Origin of the sequence: Embleya sp. NPDC005575 (genome assembly GCF_040605455.1) — a bacterium.
In the GTDB taxonomy this organism is placed as follows: Bacteria; Actinomycetota; Actinomycetes; order Streptomycetales; family Streptomycetaceae; genus Embleya.
Map to the genome: position 1 here is coordinate 1 of NZ_JBEXCV010000181.1, position 16,168 is coordinate 16,168.

Consider the following 16,168-nt stretch of genomic DNA (forward strand, 5'->3'; position numbering starts at 1 on the left):
CGCCTGGTCCATATGGCGAAGAAGAAGCCAAGCTCGAGCTCGCATCAGCCATTACAGACGCCGAGGACATCCCGAAGTGTCGTTGCAGTACTAAGCTGGAATTGAAACTCGTGGCATATTGACCCGAAACGGTTGGGGTTCTGGGTCGTTGGCTGTGTGTGAATGATCTGGTGGGGGACGCCCGGCATCTGTCGCCGTCGGCGCAGGAGGCTCTGCGGCTGCGGGCGGTGGCCGCACTTGTGGGTGGCCGGGACCGTGGAGAGGTCGCCGCGCTGTTCGGCGTGTCGCTGAAGGCCGTCGACAAGTGGTGGGCAAGGTGGCTGACCGGCGGTCGGGAGGCGCTGCTGGCCCGCTCGCGCGGACGACGTATCGGGGACCACCAGGTGCTGTCCGAGGCTGAGCAGCAGGCCGTCCGGCAGGCGGTCCTCGATCACCGGCCGTGCGACCTGGGGCTCACCGGGCAGTTGTGGACCCGCAGCCAGGTCGGCGCGCTGATTGCGAAGCTGTACCGGGTAAGGATGACCGAGCCGGGGGTGGGCAAGTACCTCCACCGCTGGGGCCTGTCGTTCCAGCGCCCGGACAAGCGCGCGATCGAGCAGGATGCGGAAGCGGTCCGCCGGTGGCACGAGGAAACATGGCCGGCGATCCGGGCGAAGGCCAAAGCCGACAGCGGCGAGGTGCTCTTCGCCGACCATGTCGGCATCCGCTCGGACCAGGTCACCGGCCGGACCTGGGGAGAGAAGGGCCGGACCCCGATCGTGCGCCGCACCGGCAACCGCTTCTCGGTCAACGCAATGTCCGCGATCAGCACCAAAGGCCGCATGCACTTCATGGTGTTCACCGAGAGCTTCGACGCAGGCGTGATGTGCCGCTTTCTCACCCGCCTGGCCGGCCACTTCGACCACAAGATCCACCTTGTGGTGGACCGGCACTCGGCACACCGCTCGAAGGCGGTCCGAGCCTGGCTGGAGGAGCACGCCGACCGCATTGAGCTGCACTTCCTGCCCTCGTACTCGCCTGAGCTGAATCCCGACGAGCTCGTCAACGCCGACCTCAAACGCAGCCTGCCCCGCCACAGCCGGGCCCGGGACCAGGCTCAACTCGCGGCAGAGACACGCAGGTTCTTCCACCGACGCCAACGCCAGCCCCACACATCGTCCGCGGCTACTTCCGCGGCCCACACGTCCGTTACACCATCGAAGAGAACCCTTTGAGTTTCTGATCAATACAAAGAAAACCCGAGAACTCACAGTGCACATCCTCGACACCGGCCACTTCACCCTCGAGGACAAGCTCCCGGAAATCGCCCCGCTCATCGGGGACTTCCTGGACCGGACCTGGCACTGACGGGCGGGCGGCGAACACGGCGGCTCACGACTGTGCCTCGATCTCCCGGATCGGCGACGAGCACATCGCCAGTCGAGCCGGGAGCACCGTCGCCGCGAGGGCGAGCGCGGTGGCAATCACCGTGGCGCCGGCGAGCGCGGCCCACGGCAGGACCGGGTCGGTCGGGCCGGCGTAGCGCAGGGCTGCGATCCACGTGCCGGTGAGCTGTACCGCCGTCACGCCGAGCGCGAACAGCACGCCGAGCGCGATCGGGATCAGCGTTTCGCCGGCCAGATAGCGCAAAACCCGGCCATTGGTCGCCCCCGCCAGCCGCAGCCGGGCGATGTACCGCCGGCGGTCCAGGGTGGCCATGGCCGTCGTGTTGACGATCGCCACGCTGGTGTACAGCACGGCCAGGCCGACGATCACCGCAATGCCCGCGCGGTTGTGCCGGCCGCCACCGCGGGCCGACTGTTCGCCCCATCGGTCGGCGGGTACGACGTCGGCGGCCATGTCCCGGGTGGCCGTGTGCAGCCCTGCCTCGGCGGCCGAACGGTCGATGCCGGGCCGCAGTTTGACATACACCGCGTCGGCCTGGGACGACCCCGCGTAGCGGGTGGTCACGAACGCGCCCGGGTCACCGTGCACGACGGCGGCGATTCGCAACGAGACCGGTGTACCGTCGGCCGACCACACCGCGACCCGCTGCCCGACCGTCCGCGCCGTCCAATCCTCGTCGACCACGATCGTGTCGTCGGCGAGATCCGCGAGCGAGCCGGCCACCACGCGCACGCCGGTGACCCGGACCCAACTCGCCGGATCCACCGCGTGCGCCGGACGCGGGATCAGCGCCGCGCCGCCCTCGACTCCGTACACCGTGGTCGGCACGGTCGCCGCCGCGTCCATACTCGGCAGCGCGCGCAGCTGGTCGACCACCGCCCGATTCAGCCCGGCGGTGTTGCGCGGGGCGACCACGAAATCGGCGTCGACGGTGTTGCGGACGGCCGACACCTTCGCCTCGACCACCGTGTCGGAGACCCCGACCAACGCTCCGGCCAGTCCGACCGTCACCAGGATCGGCGCCGCGATCGAGGCCATCAGGCGGGGCGCGGCAAGGGAGTTGGCCAGCGCCAGCCGCGCGCCGGGGCCGGTCGGGCGAACGATCCGGGCCAACGCGCGGGCCAGTGACGCGACCAGGATCGGTGCGAGCACCGCGACGCCGGTGATCAGCAACATCGAAACGGGGATGTACTGCTTCCGGTTGAGCGCGCTCGCGGGCTCGGCGATGACCGCCTGCACCAGCATCGCGAGCGCGCCGCCGACACAGCCGAGCCCCATCAACACCCGGCCGAGGGTGGCCGGCCGCTGCTCCACGGTGGCCGAGCGCAGCGCTTCGAGCGGCCGCACCCGGCTCGCCCGGCGAGCCGCCGTCCAGGCGCCGAACCACGCGACGCTCAGCCCGGTGACGAACGCGATCAGGGGCGGCAGGTACGACCAGCCGACCGTGTACGCGCTCGGCGCGAGGCGCTCGTCGACCAGCGCCCGGCCGAGCGCCGGGGCGGCCGGCCTGCTCAGCGCGCATCCCGCGGCCGCCGCGAGCGCGCCGACGAGGGTGATCTCGCGTAGCACGGTCCGGCGCACGTCGCGCGGGGTGGCGCCGACCGCCCGCAGGAGCGCGAACTCCCCATTTCGCCGGGCGATTCCGAACGCGCACGTGGACGCGACGACGAAGACCGCCACGAAGCCGGCCACGCCGGCCGAGACACCGAGCAGGATCGCGGTGTTGTCGAGGTCCTCGCGGCCTCGCTCCGTGGTCGGTTCGGCCTCGCGCCGGGCATCGCCGGTGCGCACGTGCACGTGAGCCGTTCCGTGCACGGCCCGGGCGATCGCCTCGGGCGGGGCGGAGGCCACGAGGGCATCGATGCGCGGCGACAGCCGGGCCGCCTCGGGGTCGGTGAAGAAGACCGCCGACTCGAAGTCGACCACCCGGGTCCGCCCGACGACCGTGTACGTGCCCGGCCCGTCCGCGGTCAGCACCCGCACCCGCTCACCGAGAGCGCCGGGGCCGGCGCCGAGCACGATCTCGTCGTCGAGCTCCGGTCCGCGTCCGGCCGTTAGGTCGTACGGCGTGAACGCGGCAGCTGCCCACGGGTGCCCGACCTGGTCGGTGGGCCCGCCCAGTACCCCGGCGGGAAACGTACGGTCTATTACCACCGGCCCGGTCGTGCCCACCGCCGCCACCACCTCCGGGGACAGCCCGAGACGTTCGGCCAGCGCTCGGGTGAGGTGGCCGCCACCGCCGAGGACGCGCAGCTTCTCGTCGGCGTGCACCACGACCGGTGCGGCGGCGTAGCGCCGCGGGGCGGGGTCGGGGGTGTCGAAGACGGCGGCAAGGCCGAGCCCGAGCGTGGACACCAGGCACACCCCGAGAGTCACCGCCACAAACGTGCCCACGAACAAGGGCCATCGGCGCCACAGGGTGCGGGCGGCTCGGCGGGTCGGTTTTCCGTACATGGCCCAAGCCAATCGGCTGCGGTGTCCACGCACCCTCCTGCCAGCCGCCGTCCCTGACCGGGGGCAGGCCCTACCGTCCCCGCCGGCCCCGGACAGCCGCGACCGAGCCCCTCCGGGGACGTGCGCACGTGCCGATCGCCGCCCGCCGTGTGCTTGGCAACGTTGTGGGTGCCGAATATCCATCCGCGCAGGTGAGAGCGCCTTCAGCGGCTGCACGCGAGCGGTGTCATAGATCCCCTGGCCGGGCGCGGTCGCCCGCCGTGGCAGCATGATCATTCGTGCTGCTTCGACTCGCCTACCTCACGGTCACGAACGCGTTCGCCGCATTGCGGCTGCTCCCGATGAGCGACCGCGACAAGGACGCCGAGATTCTGGCGTTGCGCCACCAGCTCACGACGACAGAAGGCAGTGCCGCGCCGTGCCACGGGCACCGGTCACGCCCCGACAGCCGAACGGCGCGACACGGAACCAACGGCAGCGCAGCGACGGACAACACCGATCAAGCGGCCACCCGCGGCGGGCACTCATGCTCGATCGTCGGACCGCACACACCTCCGGGACGGGGCGGAGTCGCGGCCGGCCACCTGCCGGCGCCGGGAACCGCCCGACCCCATACCGGACCTACAACATTTCCTCACAACTTCATGGGGCTTCGGGGTGGGGTCCGATCGAAGGGTGATCAGAGCCGGATGTGTTCGGGGTGATCGTGGCCCGGCGAGGGCTGGCGATGTGTCCACACTGCGAAACCATTGATAACCACAGTTATAATAGGCATGTTCATTATTGGCGACCGGAGGTGGGATCGTGCACAAGCCGTCCGACATGTTCGACCGCGACTTCGAGTGGTCCGAACTCGTGCGCTTCGCTGCCTACCCTGGACGCGAGGCCACGCTTGGGGTGGTCTCCGGGCGGCGTCGCCAGGGCAAGACGTTCCTCCTGGATGCGCTGTGCCGGGAAACCGGGGGGTTCTACTTCTCCGCCACCGAGGCCACCGAGGCCGAATCGCTGCGCCAGTTCGGATCGGCCCTCGCGCGTCACACGGGCCAACCGATCCCGTACCGGTTCGCGCACTGGGAGGAGGCCGTCGAAACCCTGATGGCCATCCCCGTCCCCGACGGCAGGCCTATGCCCGTGGTCATCGACGAATTCCCCTTCCTCGCGAAGGTTTCCCCCGAACTGCCCTCGCTCCTGCAACGCGCGCTCGGACCCAACGCGCGCCGCGGCGGCGCCCCGATCCGACTGCTGCTGTGCGGCTCGGCCCTGTCGTTCATGGGCAACCTGCTCACCGGGACCGCGCCGTTGCGCGGGCGGGCGAGCCTGGAATTGGTGGTACCCACCCTCGACTACCGGCTCGCCGCGCGATTCTGGGACATCGAGGACCCCACGCTGGCCATGCTCGTCAACGCCGTCGTGGGCGGAACCCCCGCCTATGCCCGCGAGTTCACCCTCGGCGACGCCCCCGCCGACCTGGAGGACTTCGGACCCTGGGTCCAACGCAACGTCCTCAACCCGGGACGCCCCCTGTTCCGAGAGGCCCGCTTCCTCCTCTCGGAAGAGCCCGGCCTGCGCGACACCGCCCTCTACCACGGCGTGCTGTCGGCGATCGCCGACGGCAACCACACCCGAGGCGGCATCGCGAGCTACCTCGCCCGCAAGTCCACCGACCTGGGCCACGCCCTGTCCGTGCTCGAGGACACCGGGATGATCGTCCGCGACCCCGACGCCTTCCACGGCAAACGCTCCGCCTACCGCATCGCCGAGCCCATCGTGTCCTTCTACCACGCGGTCATGCGCCCCGAGTGGAGCGACCTCGAGCGCCCGGGCCACGCAGGCGAGGTCTGGGCCCGATCCCAGGCAACCTTCCTCAGCAAGGTCGTCGGCCCGCACTTCGAACAGGTCTGCCGCGCCTGGACCCGCTGGTACGCCTCCCCCGAAACCCTCGGCGGCCACCGCATCCGCGTACAAACCGGCACCGTCCCCGACCCCGCAGCCAAGAACGGCCTCGAAGTCGACGTCGCCGTCTTCGGCCGCGACGACCACGGCCGCGAAACCCTCCTGGCCATCGGAGAGGCCAAATGGAAGGCCCGGATGGGCCGAGCCCACCTGGCCCGCCTCGAACGCATCCGCGAACTCCTCGCCGCCCGCGACGGCATCGACGCCACCCACACCCGCCTGCTCTGCTTCAGCGGCGACGGCTTCACCGACGACCTGCACACCGCCGCCACGGACAACAACCCCGACCTCCAACTCGTCGACCTGGAACGCCTCTACAACGGATCCTGAAGCCCGACCGGACGGTCTTCACCGGGGACTATCAGGAATTAGCTTGTGCTTTATGGTCTGATCCGGTTGCGTTCGATGATGGTTTCGGGGCGGCGGACGGTTTTGCCGACGTCGTAGCGGGTGGCGGGTCGTTTGTTCTTCGAGCCGGTCGGTCTGCCGGGGCCGGGTCGGGTGGGTTTGGGTGCACGGGCCGGGCAGGCCAAGGCCGGGCGGAGGTTCCGAAACCCTCGGCGCACTCGTGCGGGGGTGAGTCTGTTCGGTTCGACTGACCTTTCCCATGGCCGGCGAAGGTCTTCGGCGAGCGGCCGGGTGAGCCGCAGTTGGGTGTGGGCGGCGATGACCAGCCACGTCCAGCGGTCGGCCGCCTCGGGGGTGCGGACGATGGATCCAGACCGCGACGAAGCCGCGGCGCGCGCGATCAGCTCGCGGCGCGCAGGTTGCAGGATCGCCGCCGGGAACGCCGAACTCTGTAACCGGCAAGCCATCGCCGGGCCGCGGCTACGCACTTCGAACCGTGGTGCACAGCGAGACGGTGCTGCGAACCTTCTACGACTTTCATCGCGACGTCGGCAGCGGGCCAATCCTCAACCCCTTCCCCTTGGACGGCTCGCGCCGGTCTCGTCGCGCCCACGCACATCACAATCCGATGGACGCGTGGAAACACGAGCGCACGGGACGCTATCGCCCCACCGTGCCGCGCAAGCTACCTCGCGCCATCCCGGACGATCGATTCAACGAGTTGTTCGCAGCCCTACCCTCGAACCGCGATCGCGCGCTGGTTGCCTTCTGGATCTCGACCAGGGCCCGTGCCTCGGAATTGTTGGGCGCCCGATGCTGCGACGTCGATCCAGGCAGGCAGGTCGTCACCGTCGTACGCAAGGGATCGCGAGCCGTACAGCAAGTCCCGGCATCGGGCGACGCGTTCGTATGGCTTCGCCTCTATCAGGAGGAGATGCGCGGCAGAGTCGCCAAGGGGCAGACACAACCACTGTGGTGGACTCTCCGCCGACCACATCGACCGTTGACCTACCACGCCGCTCATCGCATGTTCGAACGCGTCAACGACTCGCTCGGTGCCAACTGGACGCTGCACGACCTGCGTCACAGCGCGGCGACGCGGATGGCACGTGACCCGAAGCTGACGCTGACCGACGTGCAATGGGTCCTGGGCCACGCCCATCTGACCACCACCGAGGTCTACCTGGCACCCCGCACGGAAGAACTGGTCGCGGACGTCCTGGCCCACCACGCCCGGCAGGCGCGAGCGCGTGACGAGCCCGTGCCGCCGCCTCCCGCTCCCGGCTACGACCCGCGGTCCCTGGACGTCCTGTTCGGTAGGTCCTCGTGAGCAACGCGGCCAAACACGTCAGGCGCAAGGCCGTGGCCGTCACCAATGCCACCGAAACCCAGGCCCGGGCCAGGAACAAGCAACTGCGTGCGGACTTCCCCCCACGGGCCGCCGAGCAGTGGTGGCCTCACACCGCACACGACCTGGAGGCCGCCCTCACACGTCTGACGTCCCCTCCGTTCGCTCCCGAGGCGAACGCAACCCGCGCCGATCGTCGACGAGGCGTGACCAAGTTGCTTCGCTGGCTCGCGTCCCTCCCCGGCGATACCTGGCAGGAACGATGGCTGGCCAGCGGGGCCGAGGAACACCGCGGGGCCAGCTGGGTTCAAGCGCCCGTGGACTGGCTTCGTGGGGAGATCGGAGCCAGTTCGTACGACGCGAACGGTCTGTCGTCGGGCCTGCTGATGGCTGTGTGTGGTGACGTCGTCCGACCGAGCCTGCCCTGGATGCTGACCCGCACGCATCGACATCTCGCGTCCGCGATGGCGCGACTCAGGGATCCCGAGGGGTTCGCTCGTCTGCGAGATCTGGCGACCATGACCCCGGCGGGTTCCGAGCAGGACGCGCGCATCGCGGCAACCCGGGTCGCGACCCTCTTGGCCAGCAAGGGCGGCCTGGTCGCCGACATCACGGTCGGAGACTGCGTCGAACTCGTCGACACCCAGCGGCGCGTGCACGTACGCGGCGGACAGAAGAAGGTGGACTTCTACCTTCGGCTACGCGCCCTGGGGGTCTTTCCCGAGGACGCACCGCAGACGATCCGCGCTTTCGGACTCGCCGGAGGACGACTCGGCATCGAGGAACTCGTCGATCGCTACCGACTGCGATGCCGCCCGGTGCGCAATCTGATCGTGGACTACCTGCGCGAGCGGCAGCCGTCGTTGGACTTCGCCAGCCTCGACGCGATCTCCCGCACTCTCGCGGGACTGTTCTGGGCCGAACTGGAAACTCTCGCGCCCGGAATCGACACGCTTCGGCTACCGGACGAAGTGGCCCGAACATGGAAGGAGAATCTGAAGACCAAGAGGAGAACCACCACCAACTCCGCCGGGGAAACCGTGGAGATCTCCGCTCCTCGTCTGAACGCCAAGGACGAACTGCTGCGGGTTCGAGCCTTCTACCTTGATATTGCGCAATGGGCCGTGGACGACCCCGGCCGATGGGGACCCTGGGCGACTCCCTGTCCCATCCGCGACGTCGAGGTCCAGCGCGACAAGGAACGCAAACACCGCAAGGCCCGCATCGACCAACGCACCCGCGAACGCCTGCCGGTTCTCCCGGTCTTGGTACGCACCGCGAATGACCGTCGCAATGCCGCGCACGAGCGTCTCCGGGTCGCCTGCGACACCGAACCCGGGGCACTGATCCCGCTCACGAACGGACTCCTCCGTCGGGCGATCACTCCGACCGCGATCGGACGACACATCTGGGCGGATGACACCAATACGGGAAAGCGGCGGAACCTGACGTATGAGGAGGAGGAGGAAGCCTTCTGGGCATTCGCCGGGATCGAAGTCCTGCGTCACACGGGCATCCGTTGCGAAGAGTTGTTGGAGTTGACGCATCACAGCATCACCCAGTACCGCCTTCCTTCGACCGGCGAACTGGTCCCGCTTCTCCAGATCGCCCCTTCGAAGACGGACACGGAACGACTCCTGCTGGTCGGCCCGGAGCTCGCCGACGTTCTCAGCGCCATCGTGAGTCGCCTCCGCGGAAGCGGGCCGACGATTCCGCTCGTGGCATCGTACGACATTCGGGAGCGTGTTTGGAATCCGCCGTTGCCTCTGCTCTTTCAACGGGCCATCGGCAGTGAGAGCCGGGCGTTTACCCCTACCGCTGTCCGCAAATTACTCATTAACGCACTGGCCGCGAGCGGGCTCACGGATCCCAATGGGGATCAACTGACGTTCTCGCCACATGACTTCCGCAGAATCTTCGTGACCGACGCCATCACCAGTGGCCTGCCGCCTCACATTGCTCAGATTATCTGTGGGCACAAGAGTCTCGACACCACGATGGGATACAAGGCGATCTATCCGACCGAGACGGTCGAGGCACACCGAGCGTTCGTCGCCCGCCGCCGTGAGACTCGGCCCAGTGAAGAATACCGAACGCCGACGGAAGCAGAATGGGATTCCTTTCTGGCGCACTTCGAGAAACGCAAGGTTTCTGTCGGGACGTGCGCTCGCGCTTTCGGATCGCCTTGTGTTCACGAGCACGCTTGCGTGAGATGTTCACTTTTGCGGCCGGATCCGGCCCAGCGGGCACGATTGGAGGAGATCCGCGAGAATCTGGAAGCCAGGATCACTGAGGCCGAACGCGAAGGATGGCTCGGCGAGGTCGAAGGACTCCACGTCAGTCTGACCAGCACGAGAGACAAGATCACGCAGATCGACTCAGTCCTTCGACAAAACAACGGCGCGATTCAACTCGACATGCCCACGTTCAGAGATATCACCGGGCGATCCATGTAGTTCAGGGAAAGCCTGCATCCAGTACTCGAAGTCACGGCCGGGGCTCACGTCAGTCGATGCCGTTCCCATTCATTGGCCATTGGTCCGGCAACACGCCTAACGACTCCCCACGAGTATCCACCAGTCTGGACGCATCATCGGGTGACCCTACAGCTCTCGACGGCGAGGTAGATCCGTCGGACGGTCCATAGTTCAGAGAATCAGAGTCCATGTTTCGAGCGGATCACCGACCGCTCCATCGACACCCAGGAACACACACGGTGATCCAGTTCGCGGATGAAATACCGCTGGGGGACCTGGTCGCCGACACGCGCACCGAGCAGGTCGGTCAACGCTTCTGATCTCTGACCAGGCAGAAGGGATGCCCGGCCGGATCGGTGAAGACTCGCCACCTGTCCTCATCCAATTGGTGGTCCGGCTTGCCCGCGCCCAGCTCCAACAGCAGCCCCTCTGCTTCGTCGAGGTCCTCGACTGAGAAGCAGATGTGCAGTTGTTGGGGCACGGTTTGGTCGGGCCAGGTCGGGGGCCGGTAGCCGTCGACTCGTTGAAAGCCGAGGAAGAGCCCGTCCTCGCGGTTGAGACCGGCGAAGTCAGCGTCCGATTTGGGGTGGGGTTCGAGCCCGGTGGCCTGCTGATAGAAAGCGGCCAGCGCCAGCGGATCAGGACAGTCGAGCGTTATCGCGTCCAACTTCATCTGCACGGGCATGGAACCTCCGGGCCGATCGGTGGAGCCGAGCGTTGGAACATCATGCTCGGATCCACGTCATGGCTTCAACCTCAATAGTTCAGAGAAGCCTGTGTCCGGTGTCCAGTCCTCATCGTCGGCCCCACCGAAAAGCCTCGACTGGAACAAATCAGAAACAACCTCAACGACCGGATCGCTGAAGCTGAACGCGAGGGATGGCTCGGTGATGTGGAGCAACTCGGCGTCAGCCTCGCTGCCACAGAGGAAAAGATTGAACAAATCGAGGCGCAACAGCGGCGCAAGGGATCGCCAACGTTCCTGGGCATCCCAGCATTCGATCAGATCGCAGGCCGAACCAGTTGAGCCGCGAGGCCCTGAACCCAGGGCTGATGCGTTCGGCCCGGAACGGCCGCAAGGCCGCATGTACGGCCGGGGCGGCAGGAGCCGCCGGCGCGCAGCGCCGCCCTTGAGCAAGTGAAGAAGATGTGCGACGGCTCCTGGACCCGGCCGGTGTCTGGAAGCTGCGGGGCTTCGTGCCGCTTAGGAATCGATACCGGAACATTTCAGGGTCGCGTGGGGGTCGACAGCAGGCCGTGCCCCTGATCGGCGCCTATCCACACAAGTCCGCCCACATCGCCATCGCGGTGGATCCATCCTTGAACGGGCAGCCCGGCTCGCTGAGGATCGAGGCGGCCAGCTGACGGAGTACCGCTGGCTTATCACCTGGTCCCGCCGGTGGCGAGGGCCAGTGAGATGCGGGATCAGTGCTCCGGTTGCAAGATGGATTGGGGCTACCGGTCCGCTCTGTCCACAAATGACAGAGCGACTAAGTCACATGGTGGCCTTGCTTCCGGCCCAGGCCCTCAAGGCCGCAGAGGCATCGACAGGCGCCCGCTAGGTCCCGCGGCGCTGGATGCAACATTCAAGGGTCGCACTAGGAAGGCGGATCGAGAATGCCGAGCATCCGCATTGACGCCCGCAGTCTGACAAGCAAGAAATTCCTAATTCCAGGGCAGGTTGCCACTCCGATAGATGCAGCAACAGTCACTACGTTGGAACTTGCCCCCGGAACATATGTCTTCCAGCAAATGAGCGGTCCGCCAGCCACCTTCACATTTGACGTCACTCCAGATGGGCTCGTCACATACGATCCCGCAAGTGACGGCTTCCTGGCCGGCCGGTTAACCGGCACGCTCATCGTGCATGGCTTTATCATCACCGTCGACGGGCGGGCCCTGTCGCATGATCTGATCCCGGTTCTGCCGGGCAATTCGGATCCGCTCTCACGAGACTCGACGCATGAACTGACCCTGATCCCCGGCGACTACAGGCTGGCGTTGGTGTCCAGTGTCGCTGATTTCGCATTTGCGCTCGCCATCGACGGCCGGGTGTCGGTCGAACCCCGCTTCACCGGCTTCGCCGAGGCCGCCGAGCAGACGCTGACCATCCACGGGTACCGCATCACCGTCGACGGGCGGGCCCTGTCGCATGATCTGATCCCGGTTCTGCCGGGCAATTCGGATCCGCTCTCACGAGACTCGACGCATGAACTGACGCTGATCCCGGACGAGGTCTACAGGTTCCTGCCCAGGGATGCAGGCATGTCCTTCACGGTCACCCTGGACATCTATGGCGCAGTCTCGGTCGTCCCTGGTGGGCTCATCGTCCAGCGCAGCCCTCTCCAGGACAGGTTGCTCGACGACTTCAGCACCGGCCTGGACAGCTTCGCCGTACCTCTGTCGACCACTACTGACCGCCGCCAAACCGGAGCGATGCTTGGCGGCGAGCGGTCGACAAGCGTGACCAACCTCGCATCCCCCAAAGGGGCACCGGCCCGCTTCGATGTCGGCGGCGCGGGCCGCGGTCTCCAGGTGACGCTTGGTGTCGACCAACAGGCCCGCGTCCAGGTCGGCTACGGGCTCAGGAACGATGGCACGCCTGCGCCGCTCGGTGTGAACCTGCATGACGGCGGCGTGGATCGGTTGAGGATCACGACTTCCCGCGTGAGCGGCAGCACCGATGCCAAGGTCACCATATTCACTTCGGCTGGCCCCTCGTCTGCCAGAGTGCGATCCAGTGGTGGGTTGATCGAATTCCGATTCGTCGACTTCACCGGCCCTGGGAGTCAGGACTTCACGGACGTCAGTCACATCGTCTTCGAATTCATCTCCGTCGGCAGCCTCACGCTGGATGAAATTGAGGCCTGCGGTCCACACCGAGTATCGCATCTCATGAGTTGGAACCCGCGCACCGATGAGTCCGGAAAACTTGCCGTTCACGCTGCCCTGGTGCACACGGGCAAGATCGTATTCTTCAGTGGCGATGAGCACGACCCCGGCCGCCACTTTCTCGGCCGGAGCGACCGTCGGCACATCGATAGCACACGGATCTATGACTGCCGCAGCGGCGCGGTCCGAGTCCTTCCTTCTCCCGAGGTTCCGCCTGACGCCCGCTCTCCGGACCTGTTCTGCTGCGGCCACGCGCTCTTGCCTGACGGCCGCTTGCTGGTCGCCGGGGGCACTGAAACGTGGGCATTTGGGCTAGGGGACCCCGACCCCGGCGGCCACCACGTGAACCAGCACTTCACAGGCCTGCGCTACACCTGGATATTCGACCCGGAGGCGCCGCCCGGAGCGAACCCGTGGATAAGAGTTGCGGACATGCGCGATGGCCGATGGTACCCGACCCTGGTGACTTTGGGTGACGGTGATTGCCTGGCATTGTGGGGTCACCCCAGCCAGGCCACGCACGGCGTTCACTCAAACCACGACGTTGAGGTTTTTTCCGGAAGAAGCAAAAGCTGGACCGTGCTGGGGTTGCTCCCTGTTTCCAATCAGGCGACGCTAGTCTACCCGCGGTTGCACGTACTTACGAACGGAGAGGTCTTCTTTGCGACACCCATGGAAGGAGCATGTAAGGTCTGGAACCGTTTTGCTTCTACTCAGTTGCGGGATATCGCGCAGCCGCCACTAGATGTGGATTATCACGGCTTCAGCACGACTTCCGTCCTGCTGCCGTTGAATCCACCGCACTACGAGCCGAGGATTCTGTTGTACGGTGCCGCGCAGCCGGTCGTCATCAGCCCACTCGACGACAAGGCCGAGTGGAAGGTGACTTCGCCGCGTCAACCCATCGCAGGCAGTCGTTTCCGCAAGCGCTTCTTTAGCACTGCGGTCATCCTGCCCACGGGAGAGATCATGGCGTGCGGCGGCTTCGACGTCGGCGACGGACGCGCCATGCTAGAAACCGAGCTCTATGACCCGGCCACCGGAGAGTGGACCACACTGCCGGATACCGGCACGGCTAAAGTGGAGCGGGGCTACCATTCGGTCGCACTGCTGATGCCCGACGGCAGGGTCTTCACGGCAGGCAGCAATGACCACGCCGACTGGAGCTATCATAATCAGAGCAAGTATCCTGTGATCGAAGGTCAGCCACTTCCGGACCTCCCGAAAACCGAAGCCGATATCGTTAACGGCGCCACAGTAGATAATCGAGAGACGCGGATCGAGATCTACGATCCGCCTTACATCGGCCGCAGTGACCGCCCCAGAATATCGTCCACACCCTCGTCCATCACGTATGGCAGTAGCTTCCTGGTCGACACATCGGACGACGTCGAAAGAATCCACCGAGTGGCGCTGCTCCGCGCAGGATCGGCAACTCATGCCTTCAACAGTGACCAGCGCTACGTGGGTCTGGGCTTCACCCGCCGCAGTGGCCAGCTCGAGGTCACCGCACCCCCCAACGGGAATGTCGCCCCTCCTGGCTGGTACCTGTTGTTCATCGCGGCCACGGCTGACAGTCAGGTCGTCCCTTCGGAGGGCGTCTTCGTTCACCTGTCCGTCGGTGCGCGAGATCCGGTCCTCATTCAGAGCAATTTCGGAGAGCAAGGCAACTTCGAAGTCGTGGCCCCCCTGACCGGCGGCGGCCTGGGCCTCTTCTTCCGCGACAATGACAGTCCCGCCATGTCGTGGGCCGGACCCTTCCAATTTGGCACCGGTCTGGGCAACGTGGACGGGGTGGCCATGATCCAGAGCAACTTCGCGGGCGGGAACCTGGAAGTCGTGGCTCGCGTCGGTTCGCAGCTGTTTCACCTCGTACGCAGCTCCAAGGCACCCCTGATCTGGGGAGAACCAATCGCCATCGCCCCCGCGTCAGGGGTCAGTGGAAATCCGGTCCTCATTCAGAGCAATTTCGGAGAGCAAGGCAACTTCGAAGTCGTGGCCCCCCTGACCGGCGGCGGCCTGGGCCTCTTCTTCCGCGACAATGACAGTCCCGCCATGTCGTGGGCCGGACCCTTCCAATTTGGCACCGGTCTGGGCAACGTGGACGGGGTTACCATGATCCAGAGCAACTTCGCGGGCGGGAACCTGGAAGTCGTGGCTCGCGTCGGTTCGCAGCTGTTTCACCTCGTACGCAGCTCCGAGCCACCCCTGATCTGGGGAGAACCAATCGCCATCGTTTGAGTCGCCAGGGATATGGGAGGAATTGCGAGGAGCATAAGTTCGGAGAATGGCAGCTGCTGGCCGAAGGTGCCCCCGACGACGCGACCGCCGACTACCTCCACCACTACTTCGAGCCCACCGCCCGCGCCATCGACGGCCTGGAGAAGGCCCTGGCCGGCCTCGGCCTCCTCGACGACGCCCTCGCCCTGGACCTGCGCAAACCCCAGGACTACTTCCACCGCGTGTGGTCCACCGCCTTCCGCGCCACCGACCTCGCCGACGCGCACGACGACGAGCAGAGCGAGTACAGCAGAACGTCCACAGTCGACGGCGACGCACCCGAACAGGACCCTGCATGAACACCGCCAGCGCCTCCGAACCCCGCACCGCGGCGGCCCTGGCCGCCCGCCGTCGCAAGACCGAGACCGCCCTGGAACGCGTCCACCAGGCCATCACCCGACTCCGGCGGGAGAAAGCCCAGGTCAGTGTTGCCGCCGTCGCCCGCCGAGCGAACGTCTCGCGCACTTTCCTCTATGACAACGCCGAGGCCAGAGCCGCGGTCGCCGCAGCGATGGACCAAGCCGACGAACGCCGGTCCCGCACGCTCGCGGAGCAGGACGACGAGCGCGAGGCGACCTGGCGCGAACGCGCGCTGAACGCCGAGGAGGCCCTCAAGGCCGCCCACACCGAGATCCTCGCCCAGCGGGACCGGATCGGCGAACTCCTGGGACAGATACGCGACTTGGAAGCCGAGTGGACACAAGAAGCCGTCCAGCGGATCACCACCGAGAACACCACCCTCAAACAGCGCGTCCGCCGGCCCACCACCGACAACCGCACCCTCGAGGAGCGACTCAAGGCCGCCCGCACCAACCTCCGCTTCCAGGACCGACGCATCGCCGACCTCGAAGCCCAGATCACCGACCCCTCGCAGGGAGTTCAGCGATGACCTCGACGATTGCGACACACCGCTCCTGACGGCGCGACTCGTGCCGGGGAGCCCGGCCCCCCGAGGCCGGCGCGCGCCCCCCCCCCCACCCACAACGCCAAAAAAACAACCAACCACCACCCCACCAACACCACCAGTAAA

Annotated in this window: 9 protein-coding genes and 2 pseudogenes; 7 read left to right on the plus strand and 4 right to left on the minus strand. The window is 66.6% G+C overall.

What is annotated here, in order from left to right; all coding sequences use genetic code 11:
- Positions 1-170: 170 nt before the first annotated feature.
- A pseudogene (locus tag ABZS54_RS36885) lies at positions 171-1,222 on the plus strand (IS630 family transposase).
- Positions 1,223-1,371: 149 nt separating this feature from the next.
- On the opposite strand, the gene ABZS54_RS36890 reads toward ABZS54_RS36885, so the two are convergent.
- Entirely contained in the window at positions 1,372-3,762 is a 2,391-nt protein-coding gene (locus tag ABZS54_RS36890; RefSeq protein WP_355546248.1) for an ABC transporter permease, read from the minus strand.
- Positions 3,763-4,644: 882 nt separating this feature from the next.
- Between ABZS54_RS36890 and ABZS54_RS36895 the strand changes: the two genes are divergently transcribed.
- Positions 4,645-6,123 (plus strand): ATP-binding protein, encoded by a 1,479-nt coding sequence (locus tag ABZS54_RS36895; RefSeq protein WP_355546250.1) that lies wholly within the window; start codon positions 4,645-4,647, stop codon positions 6,121-6,123.
- Between the two features lie 50 nt (positions 6,124-6,173).
- Here the strand turns inward: ABZS54_RS36895 and ABZS54_RS36900 are convergent.
- Positions 6,174-6,503, minus strand: a pseudogene (locus ABZS54_RS36900) (transposase); the annotation flags it as partial.
- Between the two features lie 266 nt (positions 6,504-6,769).
- On the opposite strand from ABZS54_RS36900, the gene ABZS54_RS36905 reads away from it, so the two are divergent.
- Together ABZS54_RS36905 and ABZS54_RS36910 are read left to right on the plus strand one after the other, a co-directional pair.
- A complete protein-coding gene (locus ABZS54_RS36905; protein WP_355546252.1) occupies positions 6,770-7,471 on the plus strand; it encodes a site-specific integrase in 702 nt (233 codons plus the stop codon).
- Positions 7,468-9,945, plus strand: a complete 2,478-nt coding sequence (locus tag ABZS54_RS36910) for a site-specific integrase (RefSeq protein ID WP_355546254.1) — start codon at positions 7,468-7,470, stop codon at positions 9,943-9,945. Before ABZS54_RS36905 ends, ABZS54_RS36910 begins: the two co-directional genes overlap by 4 nt.
- Positions 9,946-10,273: 328 nt before the next feature.
- Here the strand turns inward: ABZS54_RS36910 and ABZS54_RS36915 are convergent, their stop codons facing one another.
- Entirely contained in the window at positions 10,274-10,651 is a 378-nt protein-coding gene (locus tag ABZS54_RS36915; RefSeq protein WP_355546256.1) for a VOC family protein, read from the minus strand.
- 57 nt (positions 10,652-10,708) lie between these two features.
- Complete coding sequence (locus ABZS54_RS36920; protein ID WP_355546258.1) at positions 10,709-11,104, minus strand: hypothetical protein; 396 nt, start codon at positions 11,102-11,104, stop codon at positions 10,709-10,711.
- A 578-nt stretch (positions 11,105-11,682) separates the two neighbouring features.
- On the opposite strand from ABZS54_RS36920, the gene ABZS54_RS36925 reads away from it, so the two are divergent.
- From ABZS54_RS36925 to ABZS54_RS36935, 3 genes are read left to right on the plus strand one after another with little or no spacing between them, the layout of a single operon-like run.
- Entirely contained in the window at positions 11,683-15,099 is a 3,417-nt protein-coding gene (locus ABZS54_RS36925) for a galactose oxidase-like domain-containing protein (protein ID WP_355546260.1), read from the plus strand.
- Positions 15,096-15,437 (plus strand): hypothetical protein, encoded by a 342-nt coding sequence (locus ABZS54_RS36930; protein WP_355546262.1) that lies wholly within the window; start codon positions 15,096-15,098, stop codon positions 15,435-15,437. The genes ABZS54_RS36925 and ABZS54_RS36930 overlap by 4 nt, the downstream gene beginning before the upstream one ends.
- On the plus strand, positions 15,434-16,027 hold the full coding sequence (locus ABZS54_RS36935) for a DUF6262 family protein (RefSeq protein ID WP_355546264.1): 594 nt from the start codon (positions 15,434-15,436) through the stop codon (positions 16,025-16,027). The genes ABZS54_RS36930 and ABZS54_RS36935 overlap by 4 nt, the downstream gene beginning before the upstream one ends.
- The last annotated feature ends 141 nt before the right edge of the window (positions 16,028-16,168 follow it).

Bases quoted from the DNA above. Each gene is read 5' to 3' on its own strand.
- ABZS54_RS36905 (WP_355546252.1), top strand. From the start codon at position 6,770: ATGGACGCGTGGAAACACGAGCGCACGGGACGCTATCGCCCCACCGTG.
- ABZS54_RS36915 (WP_355546256.1), bottom strand. From the start codon at position 10,651: ATGCCCGTGCAGATGAAGTTGGACGCGATAACGCTCGACTGTCCTGAT.
- ABZS54_RS36935 (WP_355546264.1), top strand. From the start codon at position 15,434: ATGAACACCGCCAGCGCCTCCGAACCCCGCACCGCGGCGGCCCTGGCC.